We start from the raw sequence: 13,137 nt of genomic DNA, 5'->3' as shown, positions 1-13,137 counted from the left end.
GGCCGGAGCGGCAGAGCAGCCGGAGCAGCAGGGCGGTCGGGAGTGGGTAGGGCAGCCCGGGGCCGGCAGGGCGGCCGGGGCTGGTCACGCCGGGAGCCGGCAGGGCGGCCGGGCTGGTCACGCCGCGATGGCCGTCGCCAGGTCGGCCGGGAGCGGGTAGGGCCGCTCCGGCGGCAGCAAGGCCGGGTCACGCGTGGACTGCACCCGCCGGGCCAGGTCGGTCACGTCCCGGATCGACACCGTCCACTCGTCCACGTACCGCGGGACGGCCTCGCCGCCCAGGCCGAGCTGCAGCGACCGGTACGGCAGCGCCCCGAGCTGCATCGAACGTTCCGGGTCCCACTGCACCCGTACGGGACTGCGCCGCACCCGCCGCGACCATTCGGCGCGCGTTTCCCCGCTGCCGATCTGGTAGTGGCTGATGCATGCGTGAGCCAGCGCCCACTCGAACCCGGCCCGGGTGATCTCCACGGCGAGGACGCGCTCCTGACCGGGCTTCTCGGCCCAGCCGCAGCGGTACATCATCCACAGGAACGACGGCTTGATCCACGTCATCCGGTCCCGCTTGAACGGGGCCACGAAGCGGCCGGCGCGTACGGCCGGGTCGGCGATCTCCGCGCGGTACGCCTGGTAGACGGTGATCGTGTCGGCTGTGTGGACCGCTCGGATCTGCCGTTGAGGTACCTGCATGCGGTTGATGATCGGCCGGGGCGCCGTACCGCGGCCAGTGAATAAACGCGGAACGGCCCGGCGCCGAAGCGCCGGGCCGTTCCAGAAATCGTGCTGCTTACTCCTCGGTCGCGGCCGCGCCGAGGTCGGCGGGCACCGCGTCGGGGACCGTGGCACCGCGGTCGGCGCCGGTGAAGGTCAGCTTCGACTTCTCGATGTTCTCCGGGTCGCCCTCGCAGTCCACCACCACGATCTGGCCGGGGCGCAGCTCGTTGAAGAGGATCTGCTCGGACAGGGTGTCCTCCAGCTCGCGCTGGATCGTCCGGCGCAGCGGCCGGGCGCCCAGAACCGGGTCGAAGCCCTTCTTCGCCAGGAACTTCTTCGCGTTGTCGGTCAGCTCGAGGCCCATGTCCTTGTTCTTGAGCTGGGTCTCGATCCGCGCGGTGAAGATGTCCACGATGTGCAGGATCTCGTCCTGGCGCAGCTGGTGGAAGACGATCGTGTCGTCGATGCGGTTGAGGAACTCCGGGCGGAAGTGCTGCTTCAGCTCGTCGTTGACCTTGACCTTCATCCGGTCGTAGTTGCTCTCGACGTCCTCGGACGCCTGGAAGCCCAGCGACACCGCCTTGGCCACGTCACGCGTGCCCAGGTTCGTGGTCAGGATGATCACCGTGTTCTTGAAGTCCACGATGCGGCCCTGACCGTCGGTGAGGCGGCCGTCCTCCAGGATCTGCAGGAGCGTGTTGAACACGTCCGGGTGGGCCTTCTCGATCTCGTCGAAGAGGACCACGGAGAACGGCTTGCGGCGGACCTTCTCGGTCAGCTGGCCGCCCTCGTCGTAGCCCACGTAGCCGGGAGGGGCACCGACGAGTCGGGACACCGTGTACCGGTCGTGGAACTCGGACATGTCGAGCTGGATCAGCGCGTCCTCGGAGCCGAAGAGGAACTCGGCCAGCGCCTTGGAGAGCTCGGTCTTACCGACACCCGAGGGGCCGGCGAAGATGAACGAGCCCGAGGGGCGCTTCGGGTCCTTCAGGCCGGCGCGGGTACGCCGGATCGCCTTCGAGACCGCCTTGACCGCGTCCTCCTGGCCGATGACCCGCTTGTGGAGTTCGTCCTCCATGCGGAGCAGCCGGGAGGTCTCCTCCTCGGTCAGCTTGTAGACCGGGATGCCGGTCCAGTTGCCGAGGACCTCGGCGATCTGCTCGTCGTCGACCTCGGAGACGACGTCGAGGTCGCCCGCCTTCCACTCCTTCTCCCGCTGTGCCTTCTGGCCCAGCAGCTGCTTCTCCTTGTCGCGCAGCTGCGCGGCCCGCTCGAAGTCCTGCGCGTCGATCGCGCTCTCCTTGTCGCGGCGGACCTGGGCGATGCGCTCGTCGAAGTCACGGAGGTCCGGCGGCGCGGTCATCCGGCGGATGCGCATCCGGGCGCCGGCCTCGTCGATCAGGTCGATCGCCTTGTCCGGCAGGAAGCGGTCCGAGATGTACCGGTCGGCCAGCGTCGCCGCGGCCACCAGGGCGGCGTCGGTGATGCTGATCCGGTGGTGGGCCTCGTAGCGGTCCCGCAGGCCCTTGAGGATCTCGATGGTGTGGGCCAGCGACGGCTCACCCACCTGGATCGGCTGGAAGCGGCGCTCGAGCGCGGCGTCCTTCTCGAGGTGCTTGCGGTACTCGTCCAGCGTGGTCGCACCGATGGTCTGCAGTTCACCACGCGCGAGCATGGGCTTCAGGATCGAGGCGGCGTCGATGGCGCCCTCGGCGGCACCCGCACCCACCAGGGTGTGGATCTCGTCGATGAACAGGATGATGTCGCCGCGGGTGCGGATCTCCTTGAGCACCTTCTTGAGGCGCTCCTCGAAGTCACCGCGGTAGCGGGAACCGGCGACGAGCGCGCCGAGGTCGAGCGTGTAGAGCTGCTTGTCCTTGAGCGTCTCGGGCACCTCGCCCTTGACGATGGACTGCGACAGCCCCTCGACGACGGCGGTCTTGCCGACGCCGGGCTCGCCGATCAGCACCGGGTTGTTCTTGGTGCGGCGGGAGAGCACCTGCATGACCCGCTCGATTTCCTTCTCCCGGCCGATGACCGGGTCGAGCTTGCCCTCGCGGGCGGCCTGGGTCAGGTTGCGTCCGAACTGGTCGAGCACCAGGGACGTCGACGGGGCGGCCTCGCCCGCGGCGGCTCCGGCGGCGGCCGGCTCCTTGCCCTGGTAGCCGGAGAGCAGCTGGATGACCTGCTGACGGACCCGGTTGAGGTCGGCGCCGAGCTTGACCAGCACCTGGGCGGCGACGCCCTCGCCCTCACGGATCAGCCCGAGCAGGATGTGCTCCGTGCCGATGTAGTTGTGGCCGAGCTGCAGGGCCTCGCGCAGCGAGAGCTCCAGCACCTTCTTGGCCCGCGGCGTGAACGGGATGTGCCCGCTCGGCGCCTGCTGGCCCTGACCGATGATCTCCTCGACCTGCTGCCGGACACCCTCGAGGGAGATGCCGAGGCTCTCCAGAGCCTTCGCGGCAACGCCTTCGCCCTCGTGGATGAGACCGAGCAGGATGTGCTCTGTCCCGATGTAGTTGTGGTTGAGCATCCGGGCCTCTTCTTGGGCCAGGACGACAACCCGTCGCGCTCGGTCGGTGAACCGCTCGAACATGCCCTCGTGCTCCTCACGTGCCGTGCGCCAATGAACTGGCGGGGCCAGCGCACGGGTATCGGTGATACCTGTGCTCTCTCACTCTATCGCCGCCGGGAGACTCTGCTGGGCCCTCGAGCCCTCTGGGGACGTCCTGCGCCGATGTTCTCCCCAACTTCGCACGCTCAACGGCTGTTCCCCACCCTTGCGGAGTACGCGCACAGCGAAATCCCGCGCGCCCGAAGCCCCGTCCACAGCCTGTGGACAACGCTCGTCACCCCTGTGGATAACTTACGCAAGGTCGGCGAAGAGCGCGCGAAAAGCCGAAGGGTCCGTGACGCTCGCGCGCCCCGGACCCTTCGTCGGACCGATCGGCTCAGCGGCCGGGCCCCTTGGCGTGGAACTCGTCCACGATCTCCTGCGGGATCCGGCCCCGGTCGGAGATGTCCTTGCCGGCCTTCTTGGCCCACTCCCGGATGGCCTTGTTCTGCTCGCGGTCGGCGGTCGCCCCGCCGCGGCCGCGGGCGGCCCGGCCGCCGACGACGACCCCACCGCGCGCGACCTTGGACCCCGCGCCCACGTACGGCGCGAAGATGTCGCGCAATTTCGCCGCGTTCGACTCGGACAGGTCGATCTCGTACTGAATGCCGTCGAGGGCGAACTTGACGGTCTCCTCGGCGTCACCGCCGTCGAGGTCATCGACCAGCTTGTGAATGATCTGCTTGGCCACGCGCCGTTATCCTTCCGAACACAGGTTCTCTGTTCACCCAATCCCCGTGAACAATAACGCCCGGGCCGCGTGATCCGTCAATGGCGGGCAGCCGATTGCCGCGGTGCCGATGTAAATCGTGTCCCGGTACGCCCTACTCCGGGCGTACCAAGGGGAACAGGATCGTTTCCCGAATGCCCAGCCCGGTGAGCGCCATCAGAAGCCGGTCGATTCCCATTCCCATGCCACCGGCGGGCGGCATTCCGTACTCCATCGCGCGCAGGAAATCCTCGTCCAGCTGCATCGCCTCGGCGTCGCCGCCGGCGGCCAGCAACGACTGCGCGACCAGGCGCTCACGCTGCACCACCGGGTCGACCAGCTCCGAGTACGCGGTGGCCAGCTCGAATCCCATGACGTAGAGGTCCCACTTCTCCGTCAGGCCGGGCTCGGAGCGGTGCGCCCGGGTCAGCGGGCTGGTCTCCTCGGGATAGTCCCGCACGAAGGTCGGCTGCTGGAGGGTGTGCTGCACGAGGTGCTCGAAGAGTTCCTCGGCGAGCTTGCCCGGGCCCCACTTCGGGTCGACGGAAAGGTCATGCTTTTCGGCATACCGCTGCAGGCTCGCCAGATCTGTGCGGACGGTCACTTCTTCACCGAGCGCCTCGGACAGAGAACCGAAGAGCGTCACCGAACGCCACTCGCCGCCGAGGTCCAACTCGGTGCCGTCGAAGTGCGTCACGATGTGTGAGCCGGCGGTTGCGTTCGCGGCCTCCTGAATCCACTCACGCACCTGCTGCTGCATGACGTTGTAGTCGGCATACGCCTGGTACGCCTCGAGCATCGCGAACTCCGGCGAGTGCGACGAATCCATGCCCTCATTGCGGAAGTTGCGGTTGATCTCGAAGACCCGTTCGATGCCGCCGACCACGGCCCGCTTCAAAAAGAGTTCCGGGGCGATACGCAGGTAGAGGTCTATGTCGAGTGCGTTGCTGTGCGTCACAAACGGGCGCGCGGTGGCCCCGCCGTGCAGCAACTGCAACATCGGCGTCTCCACCTCGAGATAATTGCGCGCGAACAGCGACTCGCGGAGGCTGCGGACCACGGCCGCCCGGGTCCGGACCATCTCCCGGGCCTGCGGGCGCACGATCAGGTCGACGTAGCGCTGCCGGACCCGGGTCTCCTCGCTCAGCGGGCGGTGCGCGACCGGCAGCGGGCGCAGGGCCTTGGCGGTCATCGTCCAGGACGAGGCGAGCACGGAGAGCTCACCCCGGCGGCTGGTGATCACCTCGCCGGTGATGCCGACCAGGTCACCCAGGTCGACCAGGCGCTTCCACTGTTCGAGGGCCTCGGCGCCGACCTTGTCGAGCGAGAGCATGGCCTGCAGCTCGGTGCCGTCACCGTCGCGGAGCGTGGCGAAGCAGAGCTTGCCGCCGTTGCGGACGAAGATCACCCGGCCGGTGATCCCGACCGTGTCGCCGGAGGCCGTGTCGGTGGCCAGCTCGGCGTACTTCTCGCGGATCTCGGCGAGCGTCGCGGTGCGCTCGAAACCGACCGGGTACGGCTCGACGCCCTCGGCCAGCAGCCGGTCCCGCTTCGACCGGCGGACCCGCATCTGCTCGGGTAGGTCCTCGGCGGGGTCAACGGGTGCTGGGGCGTTCTGCTCGGTCACGGCACGACTCTCTGTAGGGTTTCGGGTTGCGCAAGCCTACTAAGGCCGGTTCAGACGTTCCGCTCATATACCATCCGCAGCCCGATCAGCGTGATCATCGGCTCGTGCGCGGTGATCGTCCGGCAGGCGTCCTTGACCAGCCAGGCCAGGCCGCCGGTGGCGATGACCGAGCGTACCGACCCGATCTCGGCGGTCATCAGCTCGACGATCCGGTCCACCTGGCCGGCCACGCCGTAGTAGAGGCCGGACTGCAGGCACTCCACCGTGTTCTTGCCGATCACCGAACGGGGCTTGGCCGGCTCGACCTTGCGCAGCTGAGCGGCCCGGGCGGCCAGCGCGTCGAAGGAGATCTCGATGCCCGGCGCGAATGCCCCGCCCAGGAACTCGCCGCGTGCGCTGATCACGTCGAAGTTGGTGGTGGTGCCGAAATCGACCACGATCGAGGGACCACCGTAGAGGGCGTGCGCGGCCAGCGTGTTGACCACCCGGTCCGCGCCGACCTCCTTCGGGTTGTCGATGGCCAGCTGCACCCCGGTCTTCACGCCCGGCTCGACGATCACGTTGGGCAGGTCGCCGTAGTAGCGCCCGAGCATCGTCCGCAGTGATCGCAGCGCCGCCGGCACGGTCGAGCAGGCGGCCACCCCGGTGATCTCCACCGCGTCGCCGGCGAGCAGGCCGCGGAACATCAGCCCGAGCTCGTCGGCGGTGGACCGGGCATCGGTCTTGATCCGCCAGTTGTGGACGAGCTTGTCCCCGTCGAAGGTGGCCAGAACAGTGTTGGTGTTTCCGATGTCAATGCAGAGAAGCATCAAAATCCCGATCGATCGAAGGTACGGGCGTCGGGCTCCACAACCGCAGCACCGGCGACTACACCACACCAGTCTTGGTCACGCCGACCGGGCCGCCCCGCCGGGCGGCCCAAGCTCTCAGCGGGGGCGGAGGTCCAGGGCGATGTCCAGGATCGGGGACGAGTGGGTCAGCGCGCCCACCGAGAGATAGTCCACGCCCGTGCCGCCGTAGGCCCCGACCGTCTCCAGGGTCAGGTTGCCGGTCGCCTCCAGCTCGGCCCGGTCGCCGACCGCGGCCACCACCTCGCGCAGCAGCTCCGGCGTCATGTTGTCGCAGAGCAGGAAATCGGCGCCGGCCTCGACCGCCTCCCGGGCCTCGGCCAGCGTGGTCACCTCTACCTGCACCGGCACGTCGGGGAAGGTCGAGCGGACCAGGCGGTAGGCCGCCGTGATGCTGCCGGCCGCGAGCTTGTGGTTGTCCTTGATCATGGCCACGTCGTAGAGGCCCATGCGCTTGTTGGTGCCGCCGCCGACGCGGACCGCGTACTTCTCCAGCGCGCGCAGGCCCGGGGTGGTCTTGCGGGTGTCCAGCACCGTCGCCTTGGTGCCGGCCAGCTCGTCCGCCCACTTGCGGGTGTGGGTGGCCACACCGGACATCCGGCAGAGCAGGTTCAGGGCGGTGCGCTCGGCGGTCAGCAGCGAACGGGTCGGGCCGGTCACCACGGCGAGGACGTCACCGCGGACGACCCGGGTGCCCTCCTCGATCCGCTGGTCGAAGGTGGCCGTACCGCCGGAGGTGGCCGCGAAGACCTGGGCCGCGACCGGCAGGCCGGCCACCACGCCGGGCGCGCGGGCCACCAGCTCGGCCGTGTCGACCTGGTCGCCCGGGATGGTCGCCTCGCTGGTCACGTCGCGCGGCGGGTCACCGAGGTCCTCGGCCAGCGCCGTGTAGACGACCCGCTCCACCTCGGCCAGGTCCAAGCCCGTCATGCCATCTCCTCGAAGGTCTGGGTGATCGCGCCCTTGGCGTCGATCGCGTCCAGCAGGTGCCCGCGCCACTCGTCCAGGGCGTTCGGGTAGTCCTCGCGCCAGTGGCAGCCGCGCGTCTCCCGGCGTTCGGCCGCCGAGGCCACCAGGGTGGCCGCGACGGTCAGCAGGTTGGTGGCCTCCCAGGCCGCGTTGTGCGGGGTGCCGCGCTGCTCGCCGAGGCGGGCCAGCTCCTTCGCCGTGGCGGCGAGCGAGTCGGCCGTGCGCAGCACGCCGGCCCCGCGGGTCATCGACCGCTGCAGGTCGCCGCGGATCGCCGGGGCGACGACCCAGCCGGGCTCGCCGGCCGAGGCCACCGGGTCGGCCTGCGGGGGCAGCTCGGCCACGATGTCGTCGGCGATGCGCCGGGAGAAGACCAGGCCCTCCAGCAGCGAGTTGCTGGCCAGCCGGTTCGCGCCGTGCACACCCGTGCAGGCCACTTCGCCGCAGGCGTACAGGCCGGGGATGGAGGTGCGGCCGCGCAGGTCGGTGCGGACGCCGCCGGAGGCGTAGTGGGCCGCCGGGGCGACCGGGATGAGCTCCGTCGCCGGGTCGACGCCGGCCGCCCGGGTGGACGCCACGATCGTCGGGAACCGCTGCTCCAGGAACTCCTTGCCCAGGTGCCGCGCGTCCAGATAGACATGGTCGGCCCCGGTGGCCCGCAGCACCCGGTGGATGCCCTTGGCCACCACGTCGCGCGGGGCCAGCTCGGCCAGCTCGTGCTGACCGACCATGAACCGCTTGCCGTTCTCGTCGACCAGGTGGGCGCCCTCGCCACGCAGCGCCTCGGAGATCAGCGGCCGCTGCACCGAGGTCACCCCGGCGGTCATGAACGACGTCGGGTGGAACTGGACGAACTCCACGTCGGTGACCCGGGCCCCGGCGCGCAGGGCCAGCGCCACGCCGTCGCCGGTGGAGACGGCCGGGTTGGTGGTGGAGGCGAAGATCTGACCCATGCCGCCGGTGGCCAGCACGACCGCGCGCGCCAGGATCGCGCCGACACCGTCCTCGCTGCCCTCGCCCAGCACGTGCAGGGTGATGCCGCAGGCGCGGCCGTCGGCGGCGCGCAGCAGATCCAGCACCAGGGCGTGCTCGACCAGGCGGATCCACGGGTCGCGGTGCACCGCCTCGTGCAGGGCCCGCTGCACCTCGGCCCCGGTGGCGTCGCCGCCCGCGTGCACGATCCGGTCGGCGCGGTGCCCGCCCTCGCGGGTCAGCATCAGCGAGCCGTCGGCGTTGCGGTCGAACTCGGCGCCCATCCGCATCAGCTCGCGGATCCGGGCCGGGCCCTCCTCGACCAGGACGCGTACGGCTGCGGGGTCGCACAGGCCGACCCCGGCGATCTCCGTGTCGAACGCGTGGGCCTCGGGGGTGTCCAGCGGGTCGAGCACGGCCGCGATGCCGCCCTGGGCCCAGCGCGTCGAACCGTCGTCGATATTGACCTTGGTGACGACGGTGACGTGCAGGCCCGCCTCGCGCAGGTGCAGGGCGGCGGTCAGGCCCGCGACGCCGGAGCCGACCACCAGCACGTCGGTGGTCTCGGTCCAGCCGGGCTCGGCGGCGGCCAGACGGCGGGGTAGCGCCGGAAGGTCGGCAAGATGCGACATGCGCTCAGTCAACATCGCGCGGGCGCGGAAATCACGGGCGGGGCGGCAAGAAGTGCCGGGCGTTACTGGTACTGGACCGGCATGGCCTTGCCGCCCTTGCCCTTCAGCGACGATGTGAGGGTCGTCGCGTCCAGCCACAGGTAGCAGCGCACGCCGCGGTCGCCCAGTTCCCAGACGTCGTTCCCGCCCGGCAGCGAGATCACGCCGGCGCGGAACTGCAGGTCGTCGTCGTCCGGCACGCCGACGTACGAGGCGATCCGGCTGCGGCAGCCGTCGTGGAACTTGTCCCACTGCTCGGTGGTCCGGGGATAGCTGACGTTCCCGGCGTCCCAGATGCCCACGAACTCCGCGTTGTGTTTGGCCGAGCACTCCCGGGCGGGCATCGTGCTGATCTTGCCGTCCTTGTCGAGCAACACGTTGTAGCAGGTCAGCAGCAGTGGCGAAGCGGGCTCGTCGAGCGCCCCGCGCAAACTGCCGACCCGCTGCACCAGGCCGCCGTCGTCCTCGACCGAGCTGCTCACCAGCACCTCGCAGCGGTACCACCGGGCGCCCCCGGTCCAGGCGGCCCGGGTCGGCTGGGTCACCCCGATCCAGAGCCGGGCGGTACGCCACGGCCCGCCCACGTACGCCGTGGTCTTGGCATCGCAGCTCTTGTACGCCGCCCGTGCCCCCGCCGAGTCCTGCGCCGGCGGGTCGGACGCCTCGGCGGCGGGGCTGGGGTACGTGCCGACGTACACGGTCTCGGTGCGGTGCTTGAGCTTGCAGTCGACTTCCTCGTACGTCGACCGGGGCCCGAACGTGGTGAAGTTGGCCAGGTGGCACGTCTCCGCGGCCGGGGTGAAGCCGGTCGGTACGCCGATCGCCGCCCAGCCGTCGGTGAGGTCCCCGTCGACGCCGGCCGGATTGCCGCACCCGGCGGCGAGGGCCACCGTGAGCAGGCTCAGCGCCGCCGCGACCGGCCACCGCCGCGCACGGCGCAGCCGGGGCAGGTGTCGCATGAACCGAGCCTCCCGAGAGCCGGCCGATGTCCGATTTGTCGATCATAGGGCAATCGACCCGACCGGTACGGCGGCTTGGCGGAGAACTCCGGTCAGCCGGCCAGCAGGGCGCCGTCCGCGCGTACGGGATCACCGGCCATGCCGTCCGCGACCGCGGCCGGATCCGTGCCCAGCTCGATGATCTTGTTGTCCGCGTCCACGTGCACGACCCGCGGCCGGTACGACCGGGCCTCGGCGTCGGTCAGCTGCCCGTACGAGATCAGAATGACCAGGTCACCGGGGTGCACCAGGTGCGCGGCAGCGCCGTTGATGCCGATGACGCCCGTGCCGCGCTCACCCGGGATCACGTACGTCTCCAGCCGCGCGCCGTTGGTCACGTCGACGATCGCGACCTGCTCGCCGGCCAGCAGGTCGGCCGCCTCCATCAGGTCGAGGTCCACGGTCACCGAGCCCACGTAGTGCAGGTCGGCCTGGGTGACCGTGGCCCGGTGGATCTTGGACTTGAGCATGGTGCGGATCATCGGGCGGCCTTGCCCAGCAGGACCGGGACGTTGTCGATCAGCCGGGTGCTGCCGACCTTGGCCGCGACGAGCAGCCGCGCGGGCCCGTCGGTGGGCGCCGGGCCCAGCAGCGGGTCGGTCAGCGCGAGGTAGTCGACCTGCACGCCGGGCTCGTCGGCGAGGATCTTGCCGGCCGCCTCCAGCACGCTCTGCGCGTCCGTCTGCGCGGCACCCTCCCGCAGGGCGTGCGACAGCGCCAGAGCCACCACCCGCTGCTCCGCCGACAGGTAGCGGTTGCGGCTGGACAGCGCCAGACCGTCGGCCTCGCGGACCGTGGGCACGCCGACGATCTCGACGCCGATCTCCAGGTCCTTGACCATCCGGGTGATCAGGGCCAGCTGCTGGAAGTCCTTCTCGCCGAAGAACGCCAGGTCGGCCCGGGTCAGCAGGAGCAGCTTGGCGACCACGGTGAGCATCCCGGAGAAGTGCCCCGGGCGGCTGGCGCCCTCGAGGATCTCGCCCGTCGCGCCGGCGTCCAGCGTCACCTGCGGCGTGCCGCCCGGATACATCTCGTCGCGGTCCGGGGCGAACACCACGTCGACCTGCTCGGCCCGGCACGCCTCGAGATCGGCGGCCAGGGTGCGCGGGTACTTGTCGAAGTCCTCGTTCGGCCCGAACTGCAACGGGTTCACGAACACCGTGACGATGACGAAGTCGCCCCGCTCCCGGGCCACGCGCATCAGCTGCCGGTGCCCCTCGTGCAGGGCGCCCATGGTCATCACGACGGCCACCCGGCCGGTCGCGGCGGCGCGGGCGGCGGCCAGCTCGGCCCGGGTGTGGATGAGCGCGGTCATGAGGGACTCCCTACGGTCGCCTGGGCGAGAACATCCATCAACAGCGTCGCGTCCTGCGGCCGCAGCCGCCCGGCGGCGATGGCCCGATCGGCGGTGCGCCGGGCGAGGGCGAGATACGCCGGTACGGACTCCGGCGCGATCCGGCTCAGGTGCTTGGCCACGGTGCCCGCGTCACCCCGCGACACCGGCCCGGTCAGCGCGGCGTCGCCGAGGCTCAGCGCGTTGTCCAGAGCCGCGTGCAGCAGTGGTGACAACACAGCCCCAGGATGCTCGACACCGGCCGCGCGCAGCAGGTCGGCGGCCTCGTTGACCAGCGTGACCAGGTGGTTCGCGCCGTGTGCGAGGGCCGCGTGGTAGAGCGGGCGGGCATCCTCGGCGATCCACTCCGGCACCCCACCCAGGTCGGTGACCAGCCGTGCGGCGAAAGCACGGTCGCGGGCGGTGACGCCCCAGGCGATGCCGGGCAGCCGGTCGAGATCGGTGTCGGCGCCGGTGAAGGTCATCGCCGGGTGCAGCGCGAGGCCGTCGCGATCACCGAGGACCGCCAGCCCGTGCGCGCCCGAGGTGTGCGCCACGACCGTGCCGGAGCCCAGCGAGCCGGTCGCGACCAGGCCGGACACGACGGCAGCGAGATGGTCGTCCGGAACGGCGAGCAGCAGCAGATCGGTGGCGGCCCGGGCCACCTCGTCGGCGGGCAGGATCGCGGCCTGCGGCAGGAGGCGCTGGGCGCGCTCCCGCGAGGCGGCGGAGACGGCAGCCGCGGCGACGATCCGGTGCCCGGCGTCCGCCAGGGCGGCACCGAGCACGGCACCCACCCGGCCGGCTCCGACCACACCCACGACCAGGGGGCGAGCGCGCTTTCCGGCGCGCGGCACAGCGCTCATAGAAAGATCCAGTCCTCGTGAAAGGGGTACCGGTCGATCGCAAGTATGCGCCGATGTAACACGCTCGTGACAAGGGCGTGTGAACAACTGCACCGGCCGTTTACGCCTAGATTGGCAAGCGTGACGAGCCTGGGTTGGCGAGCGGCGATGACCACCGCCCTGTACGGACCGGGCGGCTTCTTCACCCGGGCCACCAAGGGCCCCGCGGACCACTTCCGGACCAGCGTGCACGCCTCCCCGCTGTTCGCCCGGGCCCTGCTGCGACTGATCACCGAGGTCGACGCCGCGCTGGGCCGCCCGGCCACCCTCGACGTCGTCGACGTGGGCGCCGGTCGCGGCGAACTGCTCGCCGCCCTGCACGCCCTGCTCGACACCGACCCCGCGCACGGGCTGGCTCACCGGGTCCGCTTCGCCGGGGTCGAGGTCGCCGCCCGGCCGGCGGGTCTGCCGGCCGACATCTCCTGGCAGCGGTACGTGCCCGAGCACGTCACCGGGATGCTGCTGGCCACCGAGTGGCTGGACAACGTGCCGCTGGACGTGGCCGAGGTCGACACCGAGGGCCGGGCGCGGCGGGTGCTCGTCGACCCCGCCACCGGCGCGGAGCTGCTCGGCCCCGACGTGGACGCGGCCGACCGGTTCTGGCTGAGCCGCTGGTGGCCGGCGGCCCGGCCCGGCGACCGGATCGAACTGGGCTGGCCCCGCGACGTCGACTGGGCGGACGCGGTCGCGGCTGTCCGGGGGGGCTGCGCACACGCGATCGAATCGGGGCACGTGCGCTCGGCGAGGCCACCGCTGGGCACGCTGACCGGGTACCGG

12 protein-coding genes are annotated in these 13,137 nt (G+C 70.9%); 1 reads left to right on the top strand and 11 read right to left on the bottom strand.

What is annotated here, in order from left to right; translation table 11 throughout:
* Nucleotides 1-117 precede the first annotated feature (117 nt).
* The 11 genes from AB0C29_RS13070 to AB0C29_RS13020 all read right to left on the bottom strand — a co-directional run bounded on the left by AB0C29_RS13070 (nt 118) and on the right by AB0C29_RS13020 (nt 12,321).
* The gene (locus AB0C29_RS13070) at nt 118-690 is read right to left on the bottom strand and encodes a DUF4291 domain-containing protein (protein ID WP_360819438.1); all 573 of its coding nucleotides are present in this window, start codon (nt 688-690) and stop codon (nt 118-120) included.
* A gap of 97 nt (nt 691-787) precedes the next feature.
* Nucleotides 788-3,310: an ATP-dependent Clp protease ATP-binding subunit gene (locus AB0C29_RS13065; protein ID WP_360546070.1), complete on the bottom strand. Its 2,523-nt coding sequence runs from the start codon at nt 3,308-3,310 to the stop codon at nt 788-790.
* A gap of 355 nt (nt 3,311-3,665) precedes the next feature.
* Entirely contained in the window at nt 3,666-4,019 is a 354-nt protein-coding gene (locus AB0C29_RS13060; RefSeq protein ID WP_212987871.1) for an Lsr2 family protein, read from the bottom strand.
* Between the two features lie 133 nt (nt 4,020-4,152).
* Complete coding sequence (gene lysS, locus AB0C29_RS13055) at nt 4,153-5,664, bottom strand: lysine--tRNA ligase (protein WP_360819435.1); 1,512 nt, start codon at nt 5,662-5,664, stop codon at nt 4,153-4,155.
* A 50-nt stretch (nt 5,665-5,714) separates the two neighbouring features.
* Nucleotides 5,715-6,473, bottom strand: a complete 759-nt coding sequence (locus AB0C29_RS13050; protein ID WP_212987869.1) for a type III pantothenate kinase — start codon at nt 6,471-6,473, stop codon at nt 5,715-5,717.
* A 117-nt stretch (nt 6,474-6,590) separates the two neighbouring features.
* Complete coding sequence (gene nadC, locus AB0C29_RS13045) at nt 6,591-7,442, bottom strand: carboxylating nicotinate-nucleotide diphosphorylase (protein WP_360819432.1); 852 nt, start codon at nt 7,440-7,442, stop codon at nt 6,591-6,593.
* Nucleotides 7,439-9,085: an L-aspartate oxidase gene (locus AB0C29_RS13040; RefSeq protein WP_360819429.1), complete on the bottom strand. Its 1,647-nt coding sequence runs from the start codon at nt 9,083-9,085 to the stop codon at nt 7,439-7,441. The genes nadC and AB0C29_RS13040 overlap by 4 nt, the downstream gene beginning before the upstream one ends.
* A gap of 62 nt (nt 9,086-9,147) precedes the next feature.
* Complete coding sequence (locus tag AB0C29_RS13035) at nt 9,148-10,083, bottom strand: septum formation family protein (RefSeq protein WP_360819426.1); 936 nt, start codon at nt 10,081-10,083, stop codon at nt 9,148-9,150.
* A 92-nt stretch (nt 10,084-10,175) separates the two neighbouring features.
* Nucleotides 10,176-10,604 (bottom strand): aspartate 1-decarboxylase, encoded by a 429-nt coding sequence (panD, locus tag AB0C29_RS13030; protein WP_360819423.1) that lies wholly within the window; start codon nt 10,602-10,604, stop codon nt 10,176-10,178.
* Entirely contained in the window at nt 10,601-11,437 is an 837-nt protein-coding gene (gene panC, locus AB0C29_RS13025) for a pantoate--beta-alanine ligase (RefSeq protein WP_360819420.1), read from the bottom strand. The genes panD and panC overlap by 4 nt, the downstream gene beginning before the upstream one ends.
* Nucleotides 11,434-12,321, bottom strand: coding sequence for a Rossmann-like and DUF2520 domain-containing protein (locus AB0C29_RS13020; RefSeq protein ID WP_360546084.1), 888 nt, complete (start codon nt 12,319-12,321; stop codon nt 11,434-11,436). Before AB0C29_RS13020 ends, panC begins: the two co-directional genes overlap by 4 nt.
* Before the next feature lie 120 nt (nt 12,322-12,441).
* On the opposite strand from AB0C29_RS13020, the gene AB0C29_RS13015 reads away from it, so the two are divergent.
* Nucleotides 12,442-13,137, top strand: a 696-nt coding sequence (locus AB0C29_RS13015) for an SAM-dependent methyltransferase (RefSeq protein WP_360819417.1), incomplete at its 3' end; no start/stop codon positions are given.

Origin of the sequence: Actinoplanes sp. NPDC048791, from assembly GCF_040650095.1 — a bacterium.
GTDB lineage: Bacteria > Actinomycetota > Actinomycetes > Mycobacteriales > Micromonosporaceae > Actinoplanes.
This window is presented reverse-complemented; position numbering and strand designations above follow the sequence as displayed.

What these genes read in the sequence shown, in the direction of transcription:
- AB0C29_RS13070 (WP_360819438.1), bottom strand. Translation starts at nt 690, where the DNA reads ATGCAGGTACCTCAACGGCAGATCCGAGCGGTCCACACAGCCGACACG.
- AB0C29_RS13065 (WP_360546070.1), bottom strand. Translation starts at nt 3,310, where the DNA reads ATGTTCGAGCGGTTCACCGACCGAGCGCGACGGGTTGTCGTCCTGGCC.
- AB0C29_RS13050 (WP_212987869.1), bottom strand. Translation starts at nt 6,473, where the DNA reads ATGCTTCTCTGCATTGACATCGGAAACACCAACACTGTTCTGGCCACC.
- nadC (WP_360819432.1), bottom strand. Translation starts at nt 7,442, where the DNA reads ATGACGGGCTTGGACCTGGCCGAGGTGGAGCGGGTCGTCTACACGGCG.
- AB0C29_RS13040 (WP_360819429.1), bottom strand. Translation starts at nt 9,085, where the DNA reads ATGTCGCATCTTGCCGACCTTCCGGCGCTACCCCGCCGTCTGGCCGCC.
- AB0C29_RS13035 (WP_360819426.1), bottom strand. Translation starts at nt 10,083, where the DNA reads ATGCGACACCTGCCCCGGCTGCGCCGTGCGCGGCGGTGGCCGGTCGCG.
- panD (WP_360819423.1), bottom strand. Translation starts at nt 10,604, where the DNA reads ATGATCCGCACCATGCTCAAGTCCAAGATCCACCGGGCCACGGTCACC.
- panC (WP_360819420.1), bottom strand. Translation starts at nt 11,437, where the DNA reads ATGACCGCGCTCATCCACACCCGGGCCGAGCTGGCCGCCGCCCGCGCC.
- AB0C29_RS13020 (WP_360546084.1), bottom strand. Translation starts at nt 12,321, where the DNA reads ATGAGCGCTGTGCCGCGCGCCGGAAAGCGCGCTCGCCCCCTGGTCGTG.